Source organism: Methylobacterium ajmalii (genome assembly GCF_016613415.1).
GTDB classification, from domain to species: Bacteria; Pseudomonadota; Alphaproteobacteria; order Rhizobiales; family Beijerinckiaceae; genus Methylobacterium; species Methylobacterium ajmalii.
In genome coordinates this window covers 92,960-118,518 of sequence record NZ_JACWCT010000089.1, presented here as the reverse complement: position 1 = coordinate 118,518, position 25,559 = coordinate 92,960, and the positions used below count along the sequence as shown (strand labels likewise).

General features: G+C 71.1%; 32 protein-coding genes, 1 tRNA gene and 1 pseudogene. 16 read left to right on the top strand and 18 right to left on the bottom strand.

The annotated features are described in order from the left end of the window. From HPY23_RS17380 to HPY23_RS17365, 4 genes are all read right to left on the bottom strand, one after another. Positions 1–770: DUF3095 family protein (locus HPY23_RS17380; RefSeq protein ID WP_200649651.1), on the bottom strand; the 770-nt coding region annotated here is incomplete at its 3' end. A gap of 207 nt (positions 771–977) precedes the next feature. Then, positions 978–1,235: a DUF2312 domain-containing protein gene (locus tag HPY23_RS17375; RefSeq protein WP_236012505.1), complete on the bottom strand. Its 258-nt coding sequence runs from the start codon at positions 1,233–1,235 to the stop codon at positions 978–980. A 217-nt stretch (positions 1,236–1,452) separates the two neighbouring features. Beyond that, positions 1,453–1,758, bottom strand: a complete 306-nt coding sequence (locus HPY23_RS17370) for a DUF1244 domain-containing protein (protein ID WP_060846177.1) — start codon at positions 1,756–1,758, stop codon at positions 1,453–1,455. A 54-nt stretch (positions 1,759–1,812) separates the two neighbouring features. After that, entirely contained in the window at positions 1,813–2,577 is a 765-nt protein-coding gene (locus HPY23_RS17365) for an N-formylglutamate amidohydrolase (RefSeq protein WP_091886854.1), read from the bottom strand. 205 nt (positions 2,578–2,782) lie between these two features. Between HPY23_RS17365 and HPY23_RS17360 the strand changes: the two genes are divergently transcribed. The 3 genes from HPY23_RS17360 to HPY23_RS17350 all read left to right on the top strand — a co-directional run bounded on the left by HPY23_RS17360 (position 2,783) and on the right by HPY23_RS17350 (position 5,575). Next, positions 2,783–3,733: a DMT family transporter gene (locus HPY23_RS17360; RefSeq protein WP_091886851.1), complete on the top strand. Its 951-nt coding sequence runs from the start codon at positions 2,783–2,785 to the stop codon at positions 3,731–3,733. Between the two features lie 86 nt (positions 3,734–3,819). Continuing rightward, a complete protein-coding gene (locus HPY23_RS17355; RefSeq protein ID WP_091886848.1) occupies positions 3,820–5,145 on the top strand; it encodes a glycerate kinase type-2 family protein in 1,326 nt (441 codons plus the stop codon). Then, positions 5,117–5,575, top strand: coding sequence for a DUF1036 domain-containing protein (locus HPY23_RS17350; protein WP_407942748.1), 459 nt, complete (start codon positions 5,117–5,119; stop codon positions 5,573–5,575). Before HPY23_RS17355 ends, HPY23_RS17350 begins: the two co-directional genes overlap by 29 nt. 289 nt (positions 5,576–5,864) lie before the next feature. On the opposite strand, the gene HPY23_RS17345 is transcribed toward HPY23_RS17350, so the two are convergent. After that, positions 5,865–6,116: a BrnA antitoxin family protein gene (locus HPY23_RS17345; protein WP_244537582.1), complete on the bottom strand. Its 252-nt coding sequence runs from the start codon at positions 6,114–6,116 to the stop codon at positions 5,865–5,867. Between the two features lie 55 nt (positions 6,117–6,171). Then, positions 6,172–6,447, bottom strand: a complete 276-nt coding sequence (locus HPY23_RS17340) for a BrnT family toxin (protein ID WP_091886842.1) — start codon at positions 6,445–6,447, stop codon at positions 6,172–6,174. 244 nt (positions 6,448–6,691) lie between these two features. On the opposite strand from HPY23_RS17340, the gene pyk reads away from it, so the two are divergent. After that, positions 6,692–8,128 (top strand): pyruvate kinase, encoded by a 1,437-nt coding sequence (gene pyk, locus HPY23_RS17335; protein WP_060846183.1) that lies wholly within the window; start codon positions 6,692–6,694, stop codon positions 8,126–8,128. Between the two features lie 138 nt (positions 8,129–8,266). Here the strand turns inward: pyk and HPY23_RS17330 are convergent, their stop codons facing one another. The 4 genes from HPY23_RS17330 to HPY23_RS17315 form a co-directional block, all read right to left on the bottom strand. Next, a complete protein-coding gene (locus tag HPY23_RS17330) occupies positions 8,267–9,259 on the bottom strand; it encodes an alpha/beta fold hydrolase (protein WP_244537581.1) in 993 nt (330 codons plus the stop codon). A gap of 41 nt (positions 9,260–9,300) precedes the next feature. Beyond that, positions 9,301–9,921, bottom strand: coding sequence for a tetratricopeptide repeat protein (locus HPY23_RS17325; protein WP_091886836.1), 621 nt, complete (start codon positions 9,919–9,921; stop codon positions 9,301–9,303). A gap of 80 nt (positions 9,922–10,001) precedes the next feature. Beyond that, a complete protein-coding gene (gene ykgO, locus HPY23_RS17320; RefSeq protein WP_012334921.1) occupies positions 10,002–10,127 on the bottom strand; it encodes a type B 50S ribosomal protein L36 in 126 nt (41 codons plus the stop codon). Positions 10,128–10,360: 233 nt separating this feature from the next. Beyond that, positions 10,361–10,669 carry a hypothetical protein gene (locus tag HPY23_RS17315; protein WP_060846186.1) on the bottom strand — a complete coding sequence of 103 codons (309 nt, stop codon included), beginning with the start codon at positions 10,667–10,669 and terminating at the stop codon, positions 10,361–10,363. Between the two features lie 188 nt (positions 10,670–10,857). On the opposite strand from HPY23_RS17315, the gene HPY23_RS17310 reads away from it, so the two are divergent. The 5 genes from HPY23_RS17310 (at position 10,858) to HPY23_RS17290 (ending at position 16,473) form a co-directional block, all read left to right on the top strand. Beyond that, on the top strand, positions 10,858–12,390 hold the full coding sequence (locus HPY23_RS17310; RefSeq protein WP_060846187.1) for a phytoene desaturase family protein: 1,533 nt from the start codon (positions 10,858–10,860) through the stop codon (positions 12,388–12,390). A gap of 77 nt (positions 12,391–12,467) precedes the next feature. Continuing rightward, on the top strand, positions 12,468–13,214 hold the full coding sequence (locus HPY23_RS17305; RefSeq protein ID WP_175539966.1) for a lysophospholipid acyltransferase family protein: 747 nt from the start codon (positions 12,468–12,470) through the stop codon (positions 13,212–13,214). A 68-nt stretch (positions 13,215–13,282) separates the two neighbouring features. Beyond that, on the top strand, positions 13,283–14,335 hold the full coding sequence (locus HPY23_RS17300; protein ID WP_091887044.1) for a glycosyltransferase family 2 protein: 1,053 nt from the start codon (positions 13,283–13,285) through the stop codon (positions 14,333–14,335). Between the two features lie 20 nt (positions 14,336–14,355). Beyond that, positions 14,356–15,771: an amidase gene (locus HPY23_RS17295; protein WP_091886825.1), complete on the top strand. Its 1,416-nt coding sequence runs from the start codon at positions 14,356–14,358 to the stop codon at positions 15,769–15,771. A gap of 174 nt (positions 15,772–15,945) precedes the next feature. Beyond that, the gene (locus tag HPY23_RS17290) at positions 15,946–16,473 is read left to right on the top strand and encodes a hypothetical protein (protein WP_091886822.1); all 528 of its coding nucleotides are present in this window, start codon (positions 15,946–15,948) and stop codon (positions 16,471–16,473) included. Between the two features lie 176 nt (positions 16,474–16,649). On the opposite strand, the gene HPY23_RS17285 is transcribed toward HPY23_RS17290, so the two are convergent. From HPY23_RS17285 to HPY23_RS33165, 4 genes are read right to left on the bottom strand one after another with little or no spacing between them, the layout of a single operon-like run. Next, entirely contained in the window at positions 16,650–16,877 is a 228-nt protein-coding gene (locus HPY23_RS17285; protein WP_060846191.1) for a hypothetical protein, read from the bottom strand. After that, on the bottom strand, positions 16,874–17,371 hold the full coding sequence (locus tag HPY23_RS17280) for a lysozyme inhibitor LprI family protein (RefSeq protein ID WP_091886819.1): 498 nt from the start codon (positions 17,369–17,371) through the stop codon (positions 16,874–16,876). The genes HPY23_RS17285 and HPY23_RS17280 overlap by 4 nt, the downstream gene beginning before the upstream one ends. Beyond that, the gene (locus HPY23_RS17275; RefSeq protein WP_167543900.1) at positions 17,368–17,514 is read right to left on the bottom strand and encodes a hypothetical protein; all 147 of its coding nucleotides are present in this window, start codon (positions 17,512–17,514) and stop codon (positions 17,368–17,370) included. Before HPY23_RS17275 ends, HPY23_RS17280 begins: the two co-directional genes overlap by 4 nt. Position 17,515: 1 nt before the next feature. Further along, positions 17,516–18,055: a Ros/MucR family transcriptional regulator gene (locus HPY23_RS33165; protein WP_244537579.1), complete on the bottom strand. Its 540-nt coding sequence runs from the start codon at positions 18,053–18,055 to the stop codon at positions 17,516–17,518. A gap of 458 nt (positions 18,056–18,513) precedes the next feature. Between HPY23_RS33165 and HPY23_RS17265 the strand changes: the two genes are divergently transcribed. Next, positions 18,514–18,587 (top strand) — tRNA-Gln (locus HPY23_RS17265). A gap of 98 nt (positions 18,588–18,685) precedes the next feature. On the opposite strand, the gene HPY23_RS17260 is transcribed toward HPY23_RS17265, so the two are convergent. Together HPY23_RS17260 and HPY23_RS17255 are read right to left on the bottom strand one after the other, a co-directional pair. Continuing rightward, positions 18,686–18,877 (bottom strand): hypothetical protein, encoded by a 192-nt coding sequence (locus HPY23_RS17260; protein ID WP_091886390.1) that lies wholly within the window; start codon positions 18,875–18,877, stop codon positions 18,686–18,688. Between the two features lie 114 nt (positions 18,878–18,991). Then, positions 18,992–19,723 (bottom strand): hypothetical protein, encoded by a 732-nt coding sequence (locus HPY23_RS17255; protein ID WP_091886393.1) that lies wholly within the window; start codon positions 19,721–19,723, stop codon positions 18,992–18,994. A 62-nt stretch (positions 19,724–19,785) separates the two neighbouring features. Here HPY23_RS17255 and HPY23_RS17250 point away from each other — a divergent pair. From HPY23_RS17250 to HPY23_RS17225, 6 genes and pseudogenes are all read left to right on the top strand, one after another. Then, positions 19,786–20,790, top strand: a pseudogene (locus HPY23_RS17250) (IS481 family transposase). Between the two features lie 200 nt (positions 20,791–20,990). Next, positions 20,991–21,365 carry an IS66-like element accessory protein TnpA gene (gene tnpA, locus HPY23_RS17245; RefSeq protein ID WP_200601528.1) on the top strand — a complete coding sequence of 125 codons (375 nt, stop codon included), beginning with the start codon at positions 20,991–20,993 and terminating at the stop codon, positions 21,363–21,365. Between the two features lie 49 nt (positions 21,366–21,414). Beyond that, positions 21,415–21,645 (top strand): IS66 family insertion sequence element accessory protein TnpB, encoded by a 231-nt coding sequence (gene tnpB, locus HPY23_RS34100; RefSeq protein ID WP_091886399.1) that lies wholly within the window; start codon positions 21,415–21,417, stop codon positions 21,643–21,645. Beyond that, positions 21,594–22,901 carry a cation:proton antiporter gene (locus tag HPY23_RS17235; RefSeq protein WP_082742511.1) on the top strand — a complete coding sequence of 436 codons (1,308 nt, stop codon included), beginning with the start codon at positions 21,594–21,596 and terminating at the stop codon, positions 22,899–22,901. The genes tnpB and HPY23_RS17235 overlap by 52 nt, the downstream gene beginning before the upstream one ends. A 280-nt stretch (positions 22,902–23,181) precedes the next feature. Then, positions 23,182–23,781: a phasin family protein gene (locus HPY23_RS17230; RefSeq protein WP_060847220.1), complete on the top strand. Its 600-nt coding sequence runs from the start codon at positions 23,182–23,184 to the stop codon at positions 23,779–23,781. Between the two features lie 466 nt (positions 23,782–24,247). After that, positions 24,248–24,514: a hypothetical protein gene (locus HPY23_RS17225; protein WP_091886403.1), complete on the top strand. Its 267-nt coding sequence runs from the start codon at positions 24,248–24,250 to the stop codon at positions 24,512–24,514. 291 nt (positions 24,515–24,805) lie between these two features. Here HPY23_RS17225 and HPY23_RS17220 read toward each other — a convergent pair whose 3' ends face one another. Beyond that, entirely contained in the window at positions 24,806–25,189 is a 384-nt protein-coding gene (locus HPY23_RS17220) for a DUF7831 domain-containing protein (protein ID WP_091886406.1), read from the bottom strand. A gap of 193 nt (positions 25,190–25,382) precedes the next feature. Continuing rightward, on the bottom strand, positions 25,383–25,505 hold the full coding sequence (locus tag HPY23_RS33880; RefSeq protein WP_338101092.1) for a hypothetical protein: 123 nt from the start codon (positions 25,503–25,505) through the stop codon (positions 25,383–25,385). Positions 25,506–25,559 lie beyond the last annotated feature (54 nt).

The following is a 25,559-nucleotide window of genomic DNA, read 5'->3' as shown; positions in this document are numbered from 1 at the left end:
GGGTGGCCGCGGGCCGGCGCCTCGCCGGCGAGGCGCACGACGTCGGCGATCGCCGCGCGGGCCGCCGTCCGGTCGGCGCCGTCGGCCGCGACCACCAGGACCGACAGGATCAGGCCGTGCCGGGCGCGCGCCGGCTCGAACCGGCAGGTCAGGCCGGTGAGGTCCGGCTGGGTGCCGGGCGGCGCCGGCGCCACGGCATGGAGCCCGCGCTTGAGCACCCGTTCGGCATAGGCGAGGCCCCCGCCCATGAACATCGCGTAGGCGACGTCCGGCGAGGGCGCGTAGCGCGCCACCTCCACGGCGTGGCCGGCGGCGCGGATCTCCCGGACCGGCACCAGGGCGGCCCGCAGGTTCAAGGCCATCGCGTCGCGGGCCCAGGCCACCGTGGCGGCGAGCGCCGCCCGGGCCGCCGCCTCCTCGTCGGGCGCGATCAGGACGCTCGCCCCGTCGCCCCCGAACACGAACGGCAGCTCACGCCGGTCCAGGGCGTTGCGCAGGGCGGCGATCACCGCCGCCCCGGCGAAGTTCACCGCCCGGTAGCGCCCCGCCGCGATGGCACCGGTGGAATCGACCACGTCGGTCACCGCCACCCACCAGCCGTCCGGCACGGGGCGGTACTGCGCGTCGTCGAGCACGCTCAGGAAGTCCGTCGCCGGGGTGAGGTCGGCGTAGCGGAAGCCCTCGGCCGCCGAGGACGTGCCGAGGGGCGCCGCTATGGGCGCGGCGGCACGAGGGGTGGCGTCGGGCGTCGTGGGTATCGCGGTCTCCATCCGTCCCGAACGTCCGGGCCCGCGGCGCCGGTTCCCGGCGCGGGCGTATCGGCGGGGTGATACGGCGGTGAACGCCCGAAACGGGACGAGCGCGGATCGTCTCCTCTCCGCGGAGAGAGAACCGATCCGCGCCTCGCATCCCGGCGGGCCAGCCGGAGCGGCGCGAGCCCTCAGGCCCGGCCCGGGCCCCGAGGTCCCGTGCGGGGCCTACGCCATGCCGAGGGCCTGCATGTAGAGCTCGAGGATGGCCTCCTCCTCCTGGCGCTCCGAATGGTCCTTCTTGCGCAGGCGCAGGATGGTGCGGACCGCCTTCACGTCGAAGCCGCGGCCCTTGAGCTCCAGCATCACGTCCTTGATGTCGCCCTGGAGGCCGGCCTTCTCCTCCTCCAGGCGCTCGATGCGCTCGATGAACTGCTTGAGCTCCTCGGCGGCGACGCCCGACGAGGCGACGTCGGCATCCGGCATGCTGTGCGCGTTCATTCACGAATCTCCTTGCCGACGGGTCCGGTGCCGCCGCGGGCGGACGCGGCCATCAGGCACCCCAACCCACTGACGGATGGCGGCCTTCGCGGCACGCCTTCCCGGATCTTGATAGATGCGCAACCTTACCGAGTTCTTGCGCGACCGGGGCCGGGCGAGGCTCCGGAGCGCCTCGCCCTCCCCCCGGCGCGGACGGAAGTCGTCAGTGCTTCTCCGCCCGCGCCGCGAAGGCCGCCGCCTGCTCGGGGGTCGCCTCGTTCTGGTGACGCGCCTTCCACTCGTCGTAGGTCATGCCGTAGACGTGCTCGCGGCTCTGGTCCTTGGTGAGGGCCAGGCCGCGGGCGTCGGCGGCGTCTTTCAGCCAGTTCGACAGGCAGTTGCGGCAGAAGCCCGCCAGATTCATCAGGTCGATGTTCTGCACGTCGGTGCGCCCCTGCAGGTGCGAGACCAGGCGGCGGAAGACCGCGGCCTCGAGCTCGGTGCGCGTGGTGTCGTCGATGCCGTCCATCGGAAGTTCCTCTCGGCCAGTGCGAACGGGAAGTCGGGGCGTGCGCCCGTCCGGTCAAGCGCGGGCGACCAACGGCCCCAGCAGGGCGGCGAAACGCGCGGCCCAGTCCTCCGCCCCGGCCGCGTCGCCGATCAGGTCCTGGCGGATCTCGATCAGGGCGTTGGGCAGGCCCCGGGCCATGGCGTGGCGGTCGATCGTGTCGCCCGGCAGGCCGCCGCCATAGGGCTGGTTGTCGCCGACCGTGAACCCGGCCGGGTCGGCGCGCAACCCTGCGATCAGCGGGCCGGCGAGGCGGTCGTCCCGGTCCCACAGGATGCCGACCTGCCAGGGCCGCGCCACCCCGCGCCAGGCCGGGGTGAAGCTGTGCACCGTCACGATCGCGGGCGGCGCGCCGGCCTCCATCGCGGCCGCCACCGCGGCGTCGATGGCGTGGTCGTAGGGGTCGTAGAAGCGCGCCAGCCGCTCGGCGACGCCGTCGGGCCCGATCCGCGCGTTGCCCGGGACGATCGCCCCGTCGGAGAGGCGCATCACCAGGGTCGGGTCGGAGCGTCCGCGATTGGGATCGATGATCAGGCGCGAGAAGGTGGTGAGCAGGGCCGGCGCCCCGAGCCGCCGGGCGAGCGCGCGCGTCACCGCCGCCGCCCCGATGTCGTAGGCGATGTGCCGCTCGAAATGCGGCGCGGCGACGCCGAGGTTGTCGAGGTCCGGCGGCACCGCGTTCGAGGCGTGGTCGCACAGGAGCAGCAGGCCGCACCCGGGATCGCCGGGAACCGTCTCGACGGGCTGGGGCGGGTGGCGGGGGGAAGGAGCGGCGGTCATCCGGGCGATCGGTCTTTTGGGGGTAGACGAGGGAGGAGCCCGGCCGCGCCCGAGGGCGCGCGGCGGGATCCGGCCGTCCTCCATACCCAAATGGCGGGGCGGCCTCCATCGGTGCGCCACGGTGACGCCGGGCGCGACATGCCATAGTGACGGACGCGACCGACGATTCCCCCGCTCCGGGAGCGCGCTGCGCGAAGGCCCGCCGATGTCCCGCACCCCCCTGCCCGACCTCGCCGCCGGCGCCCCGGCCGCCGGCCCGCCGGCTACCGCCGATCTCGGCCCGGCGCTCGCCGCCCTCGTCGCCGGCGCGGTGGCGATGGGCCTGTCGCCGGTCCTGGTGCGGGTGGTCAGCCCGGAGGTCGGGCCGTTCGCCAGCGCGTTCTGGCGCGTCGCCCTGGCGCTGCCGGTGCTGTGGGGCTGGATGCGCTGGGAGGAGGCGCGGGCGCCGCACCTGCGCCGCGGCATCACCCCCTCGGCGCTGCTCGCCGGGCTCGCCTTCTCGGGCGACCTCCTGTTCTGGCACCTCGCGATCCTCGGCACCACGGTGGCCAACGCCACCTTCTTCGCCACCACGGCGCCGGTCTTCGTGGTGCTGTTCGCCTGGATCGGCCTGCGCCGCCGGCCCGCCGGCCGCACGCTCGCCGGCCTGGCGCTGTGCCTCCTCGGTGGAGCCGCCCTGGTCGGGCAGTCGGTCCAGGTCGATCCGAGCCGCCTCGCCGGCGACCGGGACGGGGTGATCACCGCGCTCTTCTTCGCCCTCTACTTCCTCACGGTGGAGCGCGCCCGGGCCCGGGGAATGGGCGCCGCCCGCGTCACCTTCGTGGCCTCCTGCGTCACCGCGCTCGTGCTCCTCGGCGCGGTCGCGCTCCTCGAGACCCGGCCGGTCCTGCCGCGCTCCCCGGGGGCCGCCGCCGGCCTCCTGGCGCTCGCGCTGATCAGCCATGCCGGCGGCCAGGGGCTGCTCTCGGTGGCGCTCGGGCGCCTGCCGGCGGGCTTCTCCTCGCTGGTGATCTTCCTCGAGGCGATCGCCGCCGCGCTCCTGGCCTGGCTCGTGCTCGGCGAGGCGCTCGGCCCCCTGCAGGGGCTCGGCGGCGGCCTGATCCTGGCCGGGATCGCGGTCGCGCGGCCGCGGCGCGCCCGGACGACCTCACCCTAACAGACGAGAACGAGACCGGTACGAAGCCGGTTCGAACCGTGACCGACAGCCCGGCGTGATCGCCGCCCAGAGAGGAGCCGCCCCCCGTGACCGATGCCTCCCACCGAGACGCCTCCCCCTCGGAGACCCCCGACGCGGAGACCCGCGCCCTGCTGCTGCGCCTGCTCGATGCGGGCGTGACCGCCGCCCATCCGCGCGGCTGCCTGGTGCCGCATCTGCCCCCCGTGCCGGCCGGGCGGCTGGTGATCCTCGGCGCCGGCAAGGCCGGGGCCAGCATGGCGGCGCTCGCCGAGCGGCACTACCGGGCGCACGGGGTCGACCCGGCCCGCATCGCCGGGCTGGCGGTGGCCCGCCACGGCTACGGCGAGCCGGCCGGGGTGATCGAGGTGGTGGAGGCCGGCCACCCGGTGCCGGACCAGGCCGGCATCGCGGCGACGCAACGGGCGCTGGACCTCGCGGCTTCCGCCGGTCCCGACGACCTCGTGCTGGTGCTCCTCTCCGGCGGCGGCTCGGCCAACTGGATCGCGCCGGCGGGCGCCCTGACGCTCTCCGAGAAGCAGGGCATCACCCGGGCGCTCCTGCGCTCGGGCGCGGCGATCGACGAGATCAACTGCGTGCGCAAGCACCTCTCGCGGATCAAGGGCGGGCGCCTGGCGGGAGCCGCCCGCAACGCCGGCCGCATCCTGACGCTGGCGATCTCCGACGTGCCCCGGGACGACCCCGCGGTGATCGCCTCGGGCCCGACGGTGCCGGACCCGACGACGCTCGCCGACGCGCGGGCGATCTGCGCCCGCCGCGGCATCCCCCTGCCCGCTTCCGCCGAGGCGCTGCTGAACGACCCCGCCAACGAGAGCCCGAAGCCCGGCGACCCTGCCTTCGCCCGCAGCGAGTTCCGGATCATCGCCCGGCCGGTCGAGGCCATCGAGGCCGCCGCCGCGGCGGCGCAAGCGGCCGGCTACGAGCCGGTGCTGCTCGGGGCCGACCTCGAGGGCGAGGCCCGCGAGGTCGCGGCGGCGCATGCCGCCCTCGCCCGCGAGATGGCGGCTGCGGGCCGCAAGGTGGCGCTGATCTCCGGCGGCGAATTGACCGTGACGATCCGGGGCGAGGGCCAGGGCGGGCCGAACCAGGAATACGCGCTGGCGCTGGCGCTCGCCCTCGACGGCGCCCCCGGCATCGCGGCGCTCTCGGCCGATACCGACGGCACCGACGGCGGCCGCGGCGAGGCGACCGACCCGGCCGGTGCGATGATCGATCCAACGACGCTGGCCCGTGCGGCGGCGGCGGGGCTCGACGCGCGGGCGAGCTTGGGAGAGAACGACTCGACCCCGTTCTTCGACCGGATCGGCGACCTCGTCCGCCCCGGGCCCACCCGCACCAACGTCAATGACCTCCGCATCATCCTGGTTGGCTGACCTCCCCTCCCTCCGCCGCGCCGCGCTGCTCTCGCTCCCGCTCCTCGCCCTGATGGGCGCCGGGCCGGCGCGGGCGGACCTGCGGATGTGCAACATGACCGGCAGCCGCATCGGCATCGCGCTCGGCTACCGGGATTCCGGCGGCTGGGTGACGGAGGGCTGGTGGAACCTCTCGGCCAAGGGCTGCGAGACCCTGCTCAAGGGCGCGCTCGCCGCCCGCTACTACTACGTCTTCGCGGTCGACTACGACCGCGGCGGCGAGTGGAGCGGCCGCTCGCTGATGTGCACCCGCGACCGCGAGTTCACCATCCGGGGCGTCGAGGATTGCCTGGCCCGCGGCTACGACCGCAACGGCTTCTTCGAGGTCGATACGGGGGAGCAGAAGAGCTGGACGATACAGCTCACCGATCCTGGGCGGGCGGGGCCGTGAGGGGCGGCTTGCGAGATCGGGGGCGGGGCTTGGCGGCATTCACGGAACGCGGACGGTACCGCGTCTCATCGCTTGCCGTGACCCTGCCTCGTCTCGCGCTCGTCGAGACGCATCGCGCCGTAGCCCGTGGCGAGGACGACCATGGAAAGCGCCACGTAGACGTAGATCCAGAGTTCCGTCACTTCAGCCCCCGAGGCGTCCGTAGCGCCATCGCGTGCGGCCCGCCGGCCACCACCAGCCAGTGATCGGTTCGAAGGCGCGGCGGAACCTCAGATCGAATCGCCGGCCCTCACGCCGCCCGCAACTTGCGCGCCGCCTTTGCCAGCGCCTCGTTCATCCGGGTCTGCCAGCCCGGCCCCGTCGCCTTGAACGCGGCCAGCACCTCGGCATCGACGCGTAGCGAGATCGGAACGCGCTTCGCGTCGGCCTTCGGGCGTCCGCCGCGATTTCTGAAGGCAGTCGCGAGATCCGGAGGCAGTCCTTCCGGCCCGAGCCGAAGCCGGGACAGTTCCTCGTCCGTCAGAGGCGGGTTATCGGACACCTCGTCCCAATCTTCCTGGGAATAATTCGGATTCGGGACGTAGCCTGGAGCGTGCCTAGAGCGCGTCATAGATGGCTCTTTCCTTACGGGCGGCGTGACGGATGCTGACGATGTCGATCGCCTCCGAGCCGAGCGGAGAGACGATCGCCACGACAACGGTCACGCCGTACCACGTGCCGACCAGCTTGTGCCGGGTGCGGCCGGTGGGGCTGGGCTTGGCCGGCAGGACGGCGTAGCGGTCGAAATCGAATGCCTCCTCGAACTCCGCGAAGTCGAAGCCGTGCTTTGCCAGGTTTGCCTGCCGCTTCGGCTCGTCGTAGCTGAACAGCATCGTCTGGGTGTATACGAAAACCCGGCTTGGGCGAAGGGCTCCAGGGCACGTTCTGGCGCTGGCCGGGCACCGTCGGCGGTTCGCTCACGCTCCGTGCGCGTCGGTCGTGCTTCGTCTCCGCACGGTTCCGCTAGGCCGCCCGCCCCTTGCCCCCGACCCAAAATCGCCAATTGACCCGAGGCCACCGACCGGCTTTCCGTACGGTCCACCCTCCGCCCATCGCACACCCTCGGACGACACACCCATGAAGCGCGCCCGCCGCACCAAGATCGTCGCGACCCTCGGCCCGGCCTCCGAGGATCCGGCGGTGATCGAGGCGCTGTTCGCCGCCGGCGCCGACGTGTTTCGCATCAACATGAGTCACCTGCCGCGCGAGCGCCTGAGCGAGCGGGTGGCGACGATCCGGAGCATCGAGCAGAAGCTGAAGCGGCCGATCGCCGTGCTGGTCGACCTGCAGGGGCCGAAGCTCCGGGTCGGCCGCTTCGCCGCCGACGCGGCGATGATCGAGAACGGCCAGGACTTCGTCCTCGACGACGACCCGACGCCTGGCGACGCGACCCGGGTCCACCTGCCCCATCCCGAGATCCTGTCGGCCCTGGAGCCCGGCCACGCGGTGATCGTCGACGACGGCAAGCTGCGCCTCGTCGTCACCGAGGTCGCGCCCGGCCGGGCGGTGACCCGAGTGGTGACCGGCGGAAAGATCTCGAACCGCAAGGGCGTGTCGCTGCCCGACACCACGATTCCCGTCGCGGCGATGACCGAGAAGGACCGCCTCGACCTCGAGGCCGGCCTCGCCGCGGGCGCCGACTGGATCGCGGTGTCGTTCGTGCAGCGGCCCGAGGACGTGGCCGAGGTCAAGGCGGTGGCGCAGGGCCGCGCCCTGGTGATGGCCAAGATCGAGAAGCCGCAGGCGGTGACGGCCCTCGACGCGATCATGGCGGTGGCCGACGGGCTGATGGTCGCCCGCGGCGACCTCGGGGTCGAGATGCCGCTCGAGCAGGTGCCGGGCGTGCAGAAGCGCATCACCCGGGGGGCGCGCCGCCTCGGCAAGCCGGTGGTGGTGGCGACGCAGATGCTCGAATCGATGATCTCCGCTCCCGTACCGACCCGGGCCGAGGTCTCGGACGTGGCGACCGCGGTCTACGAGGGGGCGGATGCGGTGATGCTCTCGGCCGAGAGCGCGTCGGGCGCGTTTCCGATCGAGGCGGTCTCGACCATGGACCGCATCGCCCAGCAGGTCGAGCGCGACGGAATCTACTGGTCGATCATCGCGGCCCAGCGCAACCAGCCGGAATCGACCGCCTCGGACGCCATCGCGGCGGCCGCCCACCAGATCGCCGACACGCTCGGGCTCAAGGCCGTGATGGCCTGGACCGCCTCCGGCTCGACGGCGCTCCGTCTCGCCCGCGCCCGGCCCGACGCGACGGTGATCGCGCTGACCCCGAAGCGCGAGACGGCGCGGCGCCTCGCGCTCGCCTGGGGCACCCACCCGATCGTCACCAACGACGCCAGCGACATCGACGACATGTCGTTCCGCGCCTGCAAGTTCGCGGTGCGGGAGAACTTCGCCGGCATCGGCGACCGGGTGATCGTGGTGGCAGGCCTGCCCTTCGGCACCCCGGGGGCGACGAACCTCGTGCGGATCGCCACCGTGACGCCGGAGCACGCCGCGAAGGCGTGACCGGGCCGCGCGCGAAGAGCCGCGACGGGATCGGGGGCTAGAGAGCTTCACGATCGCGTTGCAATCGCGAAGCTCTCTAAGCATTTGTTTTGTCGCATTTTCTCCGACGAACCGGTTTTTACTTCGTCGGAAAAGGCTCTAGTCCGCCCCCACCCGCTCGCGCGCCGCCAGGGCCTCGATCTCCGCCACCACCGTGTCGGCGGCGATGTATTGCAGCATGTGGCCGACGCCCGGCAGCACCACGAGCCGGGCGCCGGGCACCTCGCGGGCGAGCGCTCTCGCGTGGATGTCGGTCTTCACCACCGGGTCGATGTCGCCCGCGACGATCACGGTCGGGGCGGTGATGGCGGGGTAGCGCGGGCTCTGCCGCTCCAGGAAGGCGTAGAGCCCGTCGAGGTCGCGAAGATTCGCCGCGAAGGTCGAGGGGCGCAGGATCAGCGGCACCCGCGCCCCGTCGAGGTAGCCCACGGGCAGCCCCTGCGGGCGAAACACCACCTCGGCGAAGCGGTCGAGGGTGGCGAAGCCCAGCGGCGCCGCGACCGTGTAGGTGGCGAGGTTCAGCAGCATCCGCCCGGGCAGCGAGCGGTACCAGGCGGCGTAGCCCCCGACCGAGCCGCCGGGCCAGGGATGGCTCACGGGGGCGAGCAGGGCCAGGCCGGCGACGCGCTCGGGAAAGTCGAGGGCGAGTGCGGTGGCGAGCGCGCCGGACCAGGAATGGCCGACGACCAGGGCCGAGCCGACCTTCATCGCCGCAAGCGCCTCGGCGATCAGCCGGGCCTGCACCGCCGGCGAGGCGGCGTCCGGGGCGATGCGGTCGCTGTAGCCGAAGCCGGGCCGGTCGAAGGAGAGCACCCGGAAGCCGTCGCCGGCGAGACGACGGCCGATCGCCAGCATCGGGTCCATGGCGTTGGCGGACGCCCCGTGCAGCAGCACCACCGTGCCGCGGCTCGGCGCCCCCTCGCCCGGGCCGGCCTCGATGACCGCGAGGTGCCCGCCCTCGACCGCCACCCGGCGGCCCGCCGGGGGATAGCGCGCCTCGACCACGAGGGTGATGATCCAGGTCGCCAGCAGGCCCGCGGCGGCGAGCGCCAGCACGGTGCCGGCGACGAGGCCGGCGATCAGGGTCAGCACGCGGGAGATCCGTCCTCTGGACCGGCGCGGCGGCCGGTCGGTCACAGGTCGCGGCCGTCGACGTCGGGGGCGAGGCGCTCGATCGCCTCGTGGACCTTGCCCATGCGGGGATAGATCGCCTCGGCGCGGCGGAACGCGGCGAGCGCCCGGCCCTTGTCGTCGCTCGCCATGTAGATGTGGGCGAGCGCCGCCCAGGCCTCGAAGTGGCGCGGCTCCAGGCTGAGGGTGCGGTGCAGGTCGGCGAGCGCGCTCGCCTGGTCCTCGAGCAGGAAGAAGGCGGTGGCGCGCCGGCTCCAGCCCTCGGCCCAGCCGGGCTCCAGCACCGTCACCCGGTCGAGGAGCTCGACGGCGAGGGGATAGTCCTTGGCCTGCATCGCCTCCGCGGCGCGGCTCGCCAGCAGGTCGACGGTGTCGCTGCCGGAGCGGTCGAGGCGGCGCTCGATCAGCTGGGCGACGCCGCGGGCCTCGCCGTCGTCCTTGGCCGCCTTCAGCCGGGCGAAGAGGTCGTCGAGGGTGACGGGCGCCCTCGGGGCCTCCTTGGGCGCATCCTTGCGGGGCGCCTCCGGGGCCGCCGTCGCGGCGGAGGCGGTCGCCAGAACGCAGAAGGCCGGCGCTCCGAGGAGGCCGGCCGTCATGCAGATCGAGAGAGAGAGACGGCGCATGCCGGCACTGTCCGGCGCCGGTGCGGTCCCGTCAACGCGATGGCTTGCCGCGGCATCCCCCGCAGCGCGCCATGCACGCCTCAGCCCTGGCGGGCCTTGTAGCGCTTCTGGGTCTTGTTGATGACGTAGACCCGGCCCTTGCGGCGCACGAGCTGGTTGTCACGGTGCCGGCCGCGGAGCGACTTCAGCGAGTTGCGGATCTTCATCGGTCTGGTCTCACGTCGGTGCGCCGGAACGCCCGGGCGCGGATTGAAAAACGGGCTCGCGGCGCCCGTCCGGGATGGAAACCATCCTGGGCGAACGCCGACGCCGGGCGATGCGGAGCACCGCCCGTGCGGAGGCGCGTGACTTACCCGGCGGCGGCGTGGCGAGTCAACCGGATCCTCGGCGAAAACGTCGCGGGCCGGTGACCTCGCCAAGGGTGTCCGAGGCGTTCGCCTCACGGCCGGGCGAAGGGCGCATCCGGGGTCGCGGCGGGCGAGCCGGGGGGCAGCGGTCCATCGTCGCCGATCACGCTGGTGGTGCCGCCGGGCGGACCGTCGAAGCCGACGACGCCCATCGGGTTGCTCGGCGTCACGTTCGGGTTCGGGCGCTGCGGCCGGACGCTGCCGGTCGAGAGCGGGTCGGCCGGCGCGGCGCGCGGGCTCACCGTAATGTCGAGGGCCTGCTGGGCGAAAGCCGGGCCGGCGAGGGTGAGGCCGAGGAGGCCGGCGAGGACGAGGGGCGTCTTATGAAGAACGGTCATCATGGCGGCGGGTCTCCGGTGCGGCCGCAGGGCCGCTTCTGGCGGGTCAACCCGCCCGGTCGTCCCGGGGTCCCTGACCGAACGGCATGCCTCCGGCGCGGCAACTTGCGCCGAGGCCCGCGCGTTGACCCGCCTCTCCCCGGGCCTAGCTTGTCGGGAACGGGCGCTCTCGCCCGCTCGGGAGAAACGTGATGGCGGGGTCCTCGGTCGCGGTGGTCGGCGGCGGGTTGGGCGGTCTGGCGGCGGCCTGCGTGGCCGCCTCGCGCGGGCACGACGTCACCCTCTACGACAAGAACGCCTGGATCGGCGGAAAGGCCGCGGTCCTGCACGAGGGCGGCTTCCGGTTCGACATGGGGCCGACGATCCTGACGGTGCCCCGGGTGCTCGAGCGGATCTTCGCCGAGTCGGGCCGCTCGGTGCACGACTACATGGACCTGCGCCGGCTCGATCCGCAATGGCGCTGCTTCTTCGACGACGGCAGCCGCATCGACCTGATGGAGAACGTCGCCACGATGGCGGCGGAGATGGACCGCTTCGCCCCCGGCCAGAAGGCCGGCGAGGGTTACAAGCGCTTCCTGGCTCTCTCCGAGCACCTGCACGGCGTCTCGGAAAAATTCTTCTTCTGGAAGCCGGTGCAGGACCTATTCGACACGATCGACATCCGCGCCAACCTGAATCCCGGCACCCTGCGCGACGTGCTCTCGCTGCGCATGCACGCCTCGGTCGCCGGCACCATCCGGGGCAAGGTGCGCGACGCCCGCCTCGCCCAGATGCTCGACCACTTCGTGCAGTATGTCGGCTCCTCGCCCTACGGCGCGCCGGCTGTGCTCTGCGCCATCGCCCACATGCAGACCGCCGACGGCGTCTGGTACCCGATGGGCGGCACCCGGGCGGTGGCCGAGGGGCTGATGAAGCTCGCCGGCGACCTCGGCGCGACCCTGAAGCCCAACAGCGACGTCGAGGGCGTCGCGATCGAGAACGGCGCCGTCAAGGGCGTGCGGGTCGGCGGCGGCGTGGTGCCGTACGACCGCGTGATCTCGAACATGGACGCGGTGCGCACCTATCGCGAGCTCGTCGGCGGCGAGGTCGGGCGCGCCTACGAGAAGCGCAGCTTCGAGCCGGCCTGTTCGGGCGTGGTGCTGTATCTCGGCCTCAACAAGCGCTACGACCACCTCGCCCACCACGACTTCGTGTTCTCGCGCGACCCCGAGGAGGAGTTCGACGCGATCTACCGCAAGGGCGAGCCGGCGCCGGACCCGACCGCCTATCTCGCGGCACCCAGCGTCACCGACCCGTCGGTCGCGCCCGAGGGCGGCGAGGCCCTCTACGTGCTGGTCCACACGCCGTACCTCCGCCCGCACCACGACTGGTCGCAGATGCTGCCGGCCTACCGGCAGAAGATCCTCGACAAGCTGAAGCGCACCGCCGGCATGCCGGACATCGAGGACCGCATCGTCGTCGAGCGCCACCTGACCCCGGCGGACATCCATTCGCGCTACAAGGTGCTGAACGGCGCGATCTACGGGCTGGCCTCCCACGGCCGGATCATGGGGGCGTTCAAGCCCGGCAACCGCTCGCGGGAGGTGCAGGGCCTCTACCTCGCGGGTGGCGCCGCCCATCCGGGGCCGGGCATGCCGATGGTGATGATGTCGGGCTGGATCGCCGCCGACGCCCTCGACCAGGACGCGCGGGGCACCGCCGAGGACCTGAAGGCGGCCTCGTGAGCGGGCGGGCCCGCCCGTCCGGGCGCGGTCTGCCGCCCGATCCGGTCGCCGCCCGCTCCCCCGCCGTCTGGCGCTTCATGGGCGTGTACTTCGCCCGCTACGCCCGGCGCCACCTCAACGCCGTGCGCATCGCCGGCTGGGGGGCGGCGCCGGCGCTCCCCGCCTCCGGGCCGGTGGTGATCTACTGCAACCACCCGGCCTGGTGGGACGCGGCGATCATCATCCTGCTCGCCCAGCGCTTCTATCCGGAGGCCGAGAGCTACGCGCCGTTCGACGCCGCGATGCTCGCCCGCTACCGGATCTTCTCCCGCATGGGCGCCTTCGGGGTCGACCTCGATTCGCCTCGCGGTGCGGCCGCCTTCATGGCCGCGTCGCGAAAGATCCTGGAGCGGCCGGGGCGCGTCATGTGGATCACCGCGCAAGGGCGCTTCAGCGACGTGCGCGAGCGGCCGCTGGGATTGCGCCCCGGCGTCGCGCGGTTGCCCGAGCTGGCTCCCGACGCCCTGGTGGTGCCGCTCGCCCTCGACTACGCCTTCTGGGAGGAGCGCGGGGCGGAAGCCTGCGCCGCCTTCGGGCCGGCGGTGCCAGCCCGCGACCTCCTCGCCCTGCCCCGCCCGGAGCGCCTCGCCCGCCTGGAGGCCGACCTGACCGCGACCCTCGACCGCCTCGGCGCCGACGTGCGCAGCCGCGATCCCGCCCGCTTCACCCCGCTCGTCGACGGGCGGCGCGGCGTCGGCGGCGTCTACGACGCCTGGCACCGGCTGACGGCGATGCTGACCGGGCGCCGCTTCGTCGCCGGCCATCGCGAGGGCCGGGCGCCGTGACGATCCTGGCCTGCCTCGCCCTGGACGTCCTCGCCCTGGCCCTGGCGTTGCTGCCGGCCGGCCTCGCGATGACGAACCTCCTGGCCCTGCGCCGGCGTTCGGAAGCGCCGGCGCCGGACGGCCTCGTGTCGATCCTGATCCCGGCCCGCAACGAGGCCGCCAACATCCGCCCGACCCTGGAGGCGGCGCTCGCCGGCACCGGCGTCCCGATCGAGGTCATCGTCGCCGACGACCACTCGACCGACGCGACGGCGGCGATCGTCGCCGAGATCGCCGCGCGGGATCCGCGCCTGCGCCTGATCGCGGTGCCGCCCCTGCCGGCGGGCTGGACCGGCAAGAACCACGCCTGCCACGTCCTCGGGCAGGCCGCGACCGGGCGCCACCTCCTGTTCATCGACGCCGACGTGCGCCTCGCCCCCGGCGGCGCCGCGGCGCTGGCGGGCGCGGCGGCGAATGCCGCCCTCGTGAGCGGCGTGCCGCGGCAGGTCACCGGCACCTGGGGCGAGCGCCTGACCGTGCCGATGATCAACTTCGTGCTGCTCGGCTACCTGCCGATCCCGCTGATGCGCCGGTTGACCGATCCCGGCCTCGGCGCGGCCTGCGGCCAGATCGTGATGGTGGAGGCCGAGGCCTATCGCCGGGTCGGCGGCCACGGGGCGATCCGCGGGTGCCTGCACGACGGCGTGCGCCTGGCCCGGTTGTTCCGCGGCGCCGGCCTCGCCACCGACCTCGTGGCGGCCACCGACCTCGCGACCTGCCGGATGTACACCGACTTTTCCCAGGCCTGGGCCGGCTTCTCGAAGAACGCCCACGAGGGCATGGCGACGCCCCGGGCGCTCCCGGTCTGGACCCTGCTGCTCGGCGCCGGCCACGTCCTGCCGCTGCTGCTCGTGATCGCGGCGCTGCTGGGTGCCGGCAGCCTGCCGCTCGCCGCCGCCGCGCTCGCCGTGTCGCTCGCCACCCGCGCGGCGATCACGCTTGCCACCCGCGAAGACCCCTGGACGATCGCGCTCCATCCCCTCACCGTGGCGTTGGCGCTGGCCTTGCAATGGAACGCGCTCCTGCGCCCGCGCCGGGCGGGGGTGGCCACCTGGAAGGGGCGCACCTACCCGGCGGCGTGATGCGATCGAAGGGAGATTCGATGACCGAGATCCGCGACCTCGACGGCACCGCCACGCTGCACGCCTACCGCGACCGCACCCTGTCGCCCCGGGAGGTGGTGGCCGACGCCCTCGACCGCATCGACCGCCACGGACCGGACCTCGACGCCTTCGTGCTCGTCGACCGCGACGGCGCCCTGGCGGCGGCCACCGCCTCCGCGGGGCGCTGGGCCAAGGGCGAGCCCCGCGGCCCCCTCGACGGCCTCACCTTCACGGTCAAGGACAACATCGCCTGGGCCGGCCATCCGATGCGGCGCGGCTCGCTCACCACCTCGGACGCTCCGGCGACCGAGAACGCTCCGATCGTCGACCGCCTGATCGAGGCCGGCGCCATCCCGCTCGCCAAGACCACGATGCCGGAATTCGGCTGGAAGGGGCTCGGCGACTCGACCCATACCGGCCCGACCCGCAACCCCTGGGACACGCAGAAGACCACCGGCGGCTCCTCGGCCGGGGCCGCCGCGGCGGCGGCGCTCAACCTCGGGCTCCTGCATATCGGCACCGACGGGGCCGGCTCGATCCGCATCCCGGCGGCCTTCTGCGGCATCTACGGGCTGAAACCCAGCTTCGGCCGGGTGCCGGCCTTCCCGCCCTCGCCGTTCGGGCCGGTGGCGCATCTCGGCCCGATGACCCGGGGCGTGCGCGATTCCGCCCTGATGATGCAGGCGATCAGTCGTCCCGATTCCCGCGACATGGCGGCCGCGCTCGCCGAGCCGCCGGACTACCTCGCCGGCTTCGAGGACGGGGTGCGGGGCCTGCGGATCGCCTGGAGCCCGCGCCTCGGCTACGCCACCGGCATCGACCCCGAGGTGGCGCGGCTGACCGAGGCGGCGGCCAAGGCCTTCGCGGATCTCGGCGCCACCGTGGAGGAGGCCGATCCGGGCTTCGCCGACCCGGTCGAGACCCTCAACGGCATCTGGCTCGTCGGGGCCTGGTGCGTGCTGCGGGGAATCCCCGAGGACCAGCGCAGCCTCGTCGAGCCGGCCCTGCGGGCGGCAGCCGAGCGCGGACGGCAGATCTCGGCGCCGGATTTCGTCGCCGCCCTCAACGCCCGGGGCGCCCTGTTCACCGCGATGGCGCGGTTCCATCAAACCTACGACCTGCTCCTGACCCCCGCCCTCGCCACCCCGGCCTTCACGGCCGACAACCTGACGCCGCCGGGCGGCGCCTTCGGCGACGACTGGCTGAACTGGACGCCGTTCTCCTACCCGTTCAACCTCACCGGCCAGCCGGCGGCGAGCGTACCCTGCGGGCTGACGGAAGCAGGCTTGCCGGTCGGCCTGCAGATCGTCGGGCCGATGGGGGCCGATGCCCGGGTGCTCGCGGCGTCGCGCGCCTTCGAGGCGGCCCAGCCCTGGCCCTCCTTGAGCGGGCCACGGGTCACGCATCGGGGATAGAGGGCGGATCCCGGCGCGGCGCTGCGGTCCGGGGCGCCGTCCCCGGGGCGGTCCCGGCCGGGTCACGAACCCGCGAGCCGGCGAGGCGCGACGAAAGGGCTTCGAACCACCCCAGCGGCCCGACGTTGTCCGGCCCTGAAGGAAACCCTTTCTTCACGATTAGGAGGTGGTGCCATGAGGCATCTCGTTCTCGCATCCGCCCTCGCGGCCGGCGCCCTCGCCCTGTCCACCGCCGGGGCCGATGCCCGCGGCGGCTTCCGGGGAGGCGGCTTCGGCGGCGGCGGCTTCGGCGGCGGTGGTTTCCGGGGCGGCTTCGGCGGGGCTGGGCTCCGCGGCGGCGCGCTCGGCGGCGGCTACAGGGGCGCGGGTTTCGGCGGTGGGTACCGGGGCGTCGGCCTCGGAGCCGGCTACCGGGGCGGCCTCGGCGGTTACCGCGGCGGCTACCGGGGCGTCGGGTTCGGCGGATACCGCGGCGGTTATGGCGGGTATCGCGGCTACGGCTATCGCGGCGGCTACGGGCGCGGCCTGGGCTACGGCCTCGCCGGGGTCGGCCTGGGTCTCGGGCTCGGCTACGGGCTCTCGAACGTCGGCTATTACGGCGGTTACGGCGGCGGCTACGGCGTTTCCTACGCCGGCTGTGGTCCCTACGCGTATTACGACGACGCCTACGGGACCTGCGTGTCCTATGGCTACGGCTACTGACGCCTGAACCGCTCTCGCGAGCGGGCGGTCTTGCCCGGCGCGATGGCATACAGAAAGAAGGGCCGGCCCGAAAGGACCGGCCCTTCGTCCGTCCGGACCGACGGATCGGCGGAGGCGCCGAACCGTGTCTGGCGAGACGCCGAACTACGCCCGTCAGGGCGCCGAACGAGCGTCCGTCAGGGCGCCAAGATGATCTCCGCGAGGGCGAGCGCCTTGGCGAGGGCCGCCTCGGTCTTCGGGGTCGGCGGAACCGGCACCCGCGCCTCGCGCCGGACCTCCTCCAGCACCGCCTCACGGGCGTCGGGGTCTCGGGCGATGCGCTCGCGCAGCAGCGCGGCGACGATCAGCTCGAGGGCGCCTAGCCGCGCCTCGACATCGTCCTCGAAGGTCAGCGGTGCCGTCATCGGCGTGCTCCGTCGCGGCGCGCAGCCCCGTCCCCGATCTCGTCGATCCGGGCGGCGAGCAGCCGGATCTTGCATTCCGAGGCGAGCGTCCCCGCCGCGGAGCCGCCATGGTAGTCGAAGTCGTAGAGACTGTCGCAGTGGCGCCGGAAGTACTCCTCCCAGGCGGCCTGCGCCGCCTGGAACGCCTTGCGCCAGTTCTCCGCATCCTCGCGGCCGGCGAGGCTCCCGGGGCTCGGCGTACGGGTGGCGACCGCCGCGATGGCGGCGAGCTTGCGCTCGACGGCCGCCGCGAGCCGCTCGCGCAGCGCCTTGGCGGCGTCGTCGAGGCAGGCGCCCTTCCGGTACTCGGGCAGCGCCTTGCCGGTGCAGGCCCGGATGGTCGCGGCGGCGGGCGCCGCGCCCGTCTCCCGCGCCGCGGCGGGCGCCCCTGCCAGAACCAGGCCTGCGAGGACGAGGCCGGCCACGCCCGCGTGCCGGTGCGGCCGACCGGTCATCCGAGCCAATGCCCCAGCAGCTCGGCGCCCGACAGCACGATGCCGACCGCCCCGATCGCGGTCCCGGTCAGGAGCAACAGCATCCGCTCGCGCGACGGCAGCCGCCGCCCCCGCGGCTGACGCCAGGGATTGGCGAGCTCCATCCTACTCGGCCGCCTTGCGCGACCGGCGGCGGGCGGGCTTCTCCGGCGGCGCCTCGTCGGCGGCAGCCTCGGCCCGGGGTGCCTCCTGCGCGGCTTCCTGCAGGGCTTCCTCGCGGGCGGCCGCCGCGGCATCACGGCGGCGCTGCCCGAGGCCCAGGCTCTTGGCCAGGGCCGAGCGCTGGGCGGCGTAGCTCGCCGCGACCATCGGATAGTCGTGCGGCAAACCGAACTTCTGGCGGTACTCGGCGGGCGTCATGCCCTGCGAGGTGAGGTGGCGCTTGAGAGACCGGTAGGGCTTGCCGTCGATGAAGCTCATCAGATGGTCGGGAGTGACCGACTTGCGGATCTGCGCCGGCGTGGCCCGCGTCTCTTCGACCGGCGCCTCGGCCGGCCGGCCGAGCGCCGTCAGCGACGCGTGCACCGAGGCGATCAGAGCCGGCAGTTCCGCCACCTGAAGATTGTTGTTCGCCACATAGGACGAGACGATGTCGGCCGCGAGGCCGACGAATTCAGTCTGCTGCTCCAGGTTGACGTCCGACACGAGCTTCCACCCCGATCTGAGCAACCCGGCATCGTCCGAGTCGTCCAGGCATATCGGGCGAAACGCGCAGTCATCAAGTGAAACTCCGCAGCCTCCAAGGAAAAGTTGTGTATCGCGGCCGCCCTCCTCCGAACCGGGACCGGTCAACGACCGCCCGCGACCGGTCGGGCTGCGGTCGCGTCCGTGATCGCCCTGCGTATTGTCCGACCGCGACCGCCCCGTCACCGTTCGGCCCCCGATCGTGACGCGATCGCGCCCGCATCCGGACCGGCCGAGACCTTGCGGGCCGTACCCCTCTCCCCTCCCCATCCTCGGGCCGCCGCCCTGGCTGGACGACACGCGCAAGAAGGCCTTGACCGGTCCGGCGAACCAGCCTATCAGCACCGCACCGCAGGCGGTGACCGGCCAGCCCGGCCAGACGGAACGCTCCTCTGGACCCGAAGCAGCCACCGCCTCGTTGGGGGATAGTTTAACGGTAGAACAGCGGACTCTGACTCCGTTAGTCGTGGTTCGAATCCACGTCCCCCAGCCATCAGGTTTTCAATGACTTAGCGACTTAATCGCTACCTCATTAGGGTTTTGTGGTGCTGTTGTAGACACCCGCTCTAGGCGCCTGACACAAGGACCTGCTCAGCGATCGGGTGCGCCGCCCTCTCCGCTTGGGTCTTCCTTCTCTCCATACAGATCGCCGATCACGCGCTTGTTCGAGCGCCGCATGTCCGTGCTGCGAGCGTAGGTCGGCACGGCGTAGATCGTCCTCTGGCCGAGGATGTCGGCGATCTCGCGCGCGGTCTTGCCGAGCTCGCGCAGGTCCGTTGCCACCGAGTCCCGGAGTCCGTGCGGCGTCAGCCCGGGCTTGACCTTCCCTCCTTCTCGAGCCGCAGCCGCACCCGGCGCCAGCTCGCGTGAAACCCGCCTTCGGACCACGGCGAGCCATCAGAGCCGGAGAACAGATGTGCGGCGTGATCCGGCTGCGCGTCGAGGATGCGGGCCGGCGGCTCCGGGCAGGGTACCGCGACCTCCACCGCTCCCTTGCCGGTGACGAACGAAATCATCCCGTCCTTGGTAGGCATCGCGCCGCATTCCGCGCGCGTCTCCGAGCCGTACCCCGAGGTAGTGCATCATAGCGAACGGGCCCTTCAGCGGTGCCGGCAGTTCGGCGAGCACCGCGTCGCGCTCGCCGGAGGTCCACGGCCGGTTCAGGCTCTTCTCCCCCGTCGCCCTGCGCACCTTCTCGACGTGGTCGACCGGGTTCTCCTTCAGCAGGCCGATCCCGATGCCGCAGGCCCGCGAGAGCACCTGCACGACGTCGTTCGCGAGCCGGCGCTCGTGCTTCGCATAGGCCTTGTTGCGCAGTCCGACCATGAACGGCCGGTCGAGCGGCATCGCCCGCAGCGGCTCCAGGAAATCGAACACCTTGTCGTAGTCGGCCCGGGTGCGCGGCTTCAGCCGGGTGAATTCCGGAGCGGCGCGGTGCTGGTCGATCAGGTGGCCGAAGGTGCCGTCCTGAACCTTCTTCTCGCGCCATGCGCGATCCGCCTTGTCGAGTTCGATCGCAAAGGCGGGGGTACCCCACTCGGCCTTGATCGGCGTGCCGCTCGCCCGGTGGTACGAGTAGGTCTTCCCGGTCTTCGGCTCGAAGAATTGCTTCACGCCGCGCAGCGGCATTCTAGACGTTTGATCCCAGGGTTTGATGATGCACTCTTCACGTGCGAGTGGAAGGATGCGCTATGGGCCAGGTTCACCACGGCAGCACCACAACGACTGCGGCAATCCGTCGAGCGATCCAGTATAGTCAAGACAGCTCGAGGCAGCTCGCGACGCGCTATGGCATCAATCCCAAGACCGTCGCCAAATGGGAGAAGCGGAGCTCGACCGCAGACTGCAAGACAGGACCGAGCGAACCGAAATCCACGGTGCTGTCGAGCGAGGACGAGGCGGTCATCGTGGCGTTCCGACGCCACACTCTCCTTCCGCTGGATGATTGCCTCTACGCGCTCTAGGCAACGATCCCGCATCTGACGCGCTCGTCCTTACATCGTTGCTTGCAGCGCCATGGCATCTCACGGTTGCGAGACACGAGCGATGAGCAGCCGAAGCGTTCCAAGTTCAAATGCTATCCGACCGGCTGTTTTCACATCGATATCGCCGAAATCAGAACACAGGAAGGCAAAATCTATCTCTTCATGACAATTGATTGAGCGTCAAATTTCGCGTTCGTCGAGTTGCATGAACAGGCGACACGCCGCATTGCGGGAGACTTTCTCAAAGCCCTTGCCACCGCTGTTCCCTACAAAATCCAGATTGTGTTCACCGACAATGGCACACACATCACCGATCCGAACGGCGATGGTTGGAAGCCCGAAGGCATCAAAGCCATGCGGGCTGAGAAGGTGCCGTTTCGCTGCCATGCTTTCGAGCGAGCTTGCGTTAATCTCGACATCGAGCACCGCTTGACCAAGCCCCGTCATCCCTGGACGAACGGGCGGGTCGAGCGGATGAACCGGACGATCAAGGAAGCGACCGTGAAACGCTTTCATTGCGACAGCCACGATCAACTTCGACAGCACCTCGCCGACTTTGTCGCAGCCTATAACTTCGCACGTCGCGTCAAGACCTTGCGCGGCCTCACCCCCTACGAGGCCATCTGCAAAGCCTGGACAGACGACCCGTCCAGGTTCACGAATGACCCGCACCACCAAACTCCGGGACCAAACATTTATCTCCTGATTTGATTGAGCGATGTTTACTTGACCCCCGCTTAGGTCGACCGCACGGCAACTTGATAGTCGCGATTGAAGGCAGTGGATATCCAGATTCTGGAAATAGCCTTCAAGGTAAGCTCCTGGTGGCGGCGGCCTTGTGCCTGTAGTGTTTTGCTCTGGCTACGGTGTCTGATGTCAGATGGCGTTGTATCGGCCTTGTGTCTGGACCTATGGCCAACTCTCCTCATGGCGTTGTTGCGGGCACGCGCCAAGTCTGGTCGCCCGAGCAGAAGCGCGCCATCCTGGCCGAGTCGGACGATCCGGGCACGACAGCCTCGGAGGTAGCCCGCCGGCACGGTCTGCACTCCAGCTTGCTGTTCCGATGGCGGCGCGTCTTGCTGGCCGAGCAGCGGACCTCGGCTGCGGCAGCCCCATCGACCTACATCCCGCTCGCCCTGCCACCTCCAGCTACGGCCACAGCCGACGTGCCGGCCGGGTCGGGTCTCGTCGAGATCGAGCTGGCCGGCGGGCATCGGGTGCGGGCCGCAACCGGGGCGGACCTGACGCGCCTGCAGGGCGCGATCGCCGCGCTGCTCGGTCGATAACCCCCGTCCCGTCCGGCTCGGGCGTCTGGCTGGCACCGGGCACACCGACATGCGCAAGGGCTTCGACGGGCTGGCCGCCCTCGTCCAGGACAATCTGGCGCGCGATCCCTTCTCGGGCCAGGCCTTCGTGTTCCGGGGACGCCAGAGCCACCTGATCACCGATGCTCTCAAAGTCGCAGAGACGACACGACCAGGAACGAGGCGACAGAGGGCGCCGTTCGGCTACCAATGGATATCTACATCGTCGTCGTCGCCGGGTTCGGCGTCATGGTGCTGCTGACGGCGTGGCTGCCGATGGTGCTGCGCCGGTTGCCTCTCTCGCTCCCCATCTGCTGTGTCGGCATCGGTGCCGCCCTGTCGGCCGTTCCGACGCTCTACGACCTGACGCCCCATCCGAGCCTGCATCTCAAGCTCATCGAGCACGCCACCGAGGCCGTGGTGGTCATCTCGCTGATGGGCGCCGGCCTGAAGATCGACCGCATGATCGGCTGGAAGCGCTGGGCCGTGACATGGCGCCTGCTCGCGGTCGGCATGCCGCTCACCATCCTGGCGCTCGCTCTCCTGGGATCGGCCCTGCTCGGGCTCGGAGGCGCCGCGGCCCTGCTCCTCGCCTCGTCGCTCGCCCCGACCGATCCGGTGCTCGCCTCCGACGTTCAGGTGGGTCACCCGGCCGAGGAGCACGAGGACGAGCCGCGCTTCGCACTGACCTCCGAGGCGGGCCTCAACGACGGGCTCGCCTTTCCGTTCGTGAACCTCGCCATCGCCATGGCGGGAACCGGAGGCCTCGCCGGCCTGTCCTGGTCGCATTGGCTGGCAGTCGACGTGGTGTGGAAGATCGTCGTCGGCTCCGTGCTTGGCGCAGTCATCGGCCGGGGGCTCGGCTGGCTCACCTTCCATCTTCCGAACGTCTCGAAGCTGTCCCGCACCGGCGACGGCTTCGTGGCGCTCGGCGTCACCTGCATCGCCTATGGCGGCGTCCAGGCAGTCGACGGCTACGGCTTCGTCGGCGTGTTCGCCGCCGCCCTCGCCCTGCGTGCCTCCAACCGGGGGCACGACTACCACCGCACGATGCACGACTATGCCGAGGAACTCGAGCGCATCCTGATGATGGTGCTGCTGGTCGGGTTCGGCGCCGTCCTCGTCGGCGGGGGGCTCCTGCACGCCCTGACCTGGCCGGCCGTCGCGTTCGCCCTGCTGGCGCTCCTGGTCGTCCGTCCGCTGAGCGGCTGGATCAGCCTGCTGGGCAGCGCCCGGCGCAGCGAGGAGCGGGCGGTCGTCAGCTTCTTCGGAATCCGCGGGCTGGGCACGGTCTACTACTTGTCCTTCGCCATCGGTCATGCCCCATTCGAGCAAACGGACCTGCTCTGGGCGACGGCCGGCCTGACCGTTCTGATCTCCATCCTGATGCACGGCATCATGGTCACCCCGGTCCTGCTCGCCCTCGACCGGAAGATGGGACGCCCGGCCGGGCTCCCCTCCCCGGCCGATCCCGCCGTTTCCAGGCCGGCGCAGGCCGATCGATCGAAGGTTTCGTGACGAATGAGGTGGACCTGGACCATCAGCTCCGGGATCGTCGCGGCTGATACGAGATTGTGCAGCGCAACCATGCACTTACACCTAAACCATGAATATTGATGCTGTTTACCGACGAAACCGGCGGTTTAATTATTGTGCGCCGCACTTGAAGCTGACCAATTCGCACCGATATGGATGCAGTGCAGCAAAAAACCATCGAAGTTCGCAGCCCCCGGCCGATGCGCCGGGCGGGTGCGGTGGTTCTTCCGGTGCACCTCCACGAAACAACGAGGAAACTCCCATGGGCATCAATCAGAGCGCCACGTCGAACAAGCACGCCGAGCAGACCGACAAGCTCACCGACGCCGTCAAGGCAAGCATGAACAAGACCAGCGAGCAGGGCGCTCAATTCACCGAGGCGGCTCGGGACGGCATGAGCAAGATGGCCGATCTCGGCGCAAAAGCGTCCGACGATGCCAAGCAGATCGTGCAGAAGAACGTCGACACCGCATCCCAGCAGGCCCGGGAGGCTGCCGATCGGTTCACGCGCGTCCTCGGCTTCACCGGGCAGGACAGCGAGCGCCTTGCCCGTCAGTCCCAGCAGAACATCGAGGCGGTCACGCGGTGCGGTACGGTCCTGACCCAGGCGGTGCAGGATGCGTCCCGCAACTGGTTCGAACTGGGCCAGAAGCAGTGGCAGCGTAACATCGACGGCTTGACCCGTCTGACGCGCGCGTCATCGGTGCAGCAGTTCACGGCAATCCAGAGCGAGCTGGTCCGCGAGGGGTTGCAGCACATGGTGCAGGACAGCCGGGTCATCGCGGAGGGCTCGGTCCGGGCGATCGAGGAGGCCGGCAAGGCGTTCTCCGGCGTGGACCAGACCGCTCCGGTCGTCCGCTGAGAGGTGCCGGAGCCCGGGCGAGACGCCCCGGGATCCTGCCGATCCAGCGAAGGGCCGCCTGACGGCGGCCCTTCTTCTGACACGGCAGACCACGCCGGGCGGTGCGGAGTTCGCCCTGGGAGAACGCCCACTCCTTCGCTCTTCGGCGTCGCGATGCGCGCGGTCGCCGGCCAGGCCGTCAATCAAGCCTCGGCTCACCGGGGTCGAGACGGCTCAGCGCGTCGGCATCCTGGCAGTCGCCATGAGGATGTCTTTGATTTGATCTCGCATATTTTTGCCAAAGTCGCGATTTCAGCGAAAATTACTCGCCATTTCAGTTCGATATCCGCCCCATCTGGCTTTGTTCCGATATTGTGAGTGCGCATAGACACATCGCTACATGGGAATTTTCTGCATGAGAATCTTATCGACGTGGACGACAGTTCACCGGATCGTCCGTGATTTGGACCAAGGAACATCACAAGACATGAAAAACACTATCGCTTCATTCGCCGTGGCGCTCGTCCTTGGCATCGCCTCGCTCTCATCCGCCATGGCGTTCGAGTCGAGCTCCCCCTCGGACCCGTTCTGGAGCGACGACGTCGAGACGACAGGTTCGATCGGCGGCCGTGCCGATACCAGCGTGCCCTTCTACGGCGCCTGCCCGATGAGCTCGGCTTCGGAGGGCAACGCCAACCAGCAGAACTTCCCGGTCAAGCAGTATGGTCAGACCGCGGGCGGGTATCGCTGTTGATCGGGCCGGACGGAATCCAGGCCATGCTCTTGCGGGCCTTCTCCTACGCGATGATCGGGGTACTGGTCGGAGGACTCGCCATGACGGTCGCCGGTACCACCGGTGCCCTGTTGGGCCTGTAACGAGGGCAGGGAGGGGCCGCCCGATGGGGCGGCCTTCTCATGATCCGGCGGAGGAGGGCCGATCCGGCAAAGTTCGGCTGGGCAATCGACGTCGAGGAGATGGACCCTGCCACCGAAACGGCCGTGACGCTGGGAGCGCTGGCTCCCTCTCCGTAGGCAAACGGGCAGTTCACAGCCTCTCAAGGCTCTCACGAGTCCCCTCCAGGCTCGCCCAGATCCGCGGCGAGCGTCGCTCCAGATCTGCCAGACCCGTCCCGATTCCTGCCGCCGGCCAGACGACGATGCCGCCGGACCGGAGGTGATCGGCGAGTCGGCGACACGGGGGTTCAGCAGCCCTGCGGAACGTCTCGATATCAGCGTCCGTGAAGTAGGCGGCCGGGTCCATGGCCGGCAACGGCTTGGTCGCGATGCCGACCGCGTTCGGTTCGCCACGCATCTCCGCCGCCTGGCCGCCCAGGCTCTTTCCGATCAGCGTATCGCCGAACACCCAGAGCGTGTCGGGCTCATCTCGAAGCATCTGGCGGGTGATCTGGTGCTCCCGGCGGATCGGCATGCGCGCTCTTCCCGTGTTTCCGTTCTGCCATGCCTCGGGGCCGAGGCTCGCGCGACATCGGGCCGAGTCTCCGCGCGAGGCAGAGCCATGTCGCTCGAGGACAGCGAAACCCGTGCGCGGCCTAGCATTTCTCACGGATAGCGCACGCCTTTTGTCCGTCGTGTCGCCCGAAGCGCGAGGGCCGGCGACCGGCTCATTGCCCGTCGAGGCGATGCTGGATCCACGCCTGCGCTTCATCAAGGTCGGCGAAGGTGGGCTGGCCCTGGTCATCGACCCGGCCGAAGCCCGCCTCGAGAAACCACCTTCCCTCATCCACCCCGTGATCCTCGGAGAGGCGGACCAGCACAGCGACCAGGAAGCCGTCGGCGAA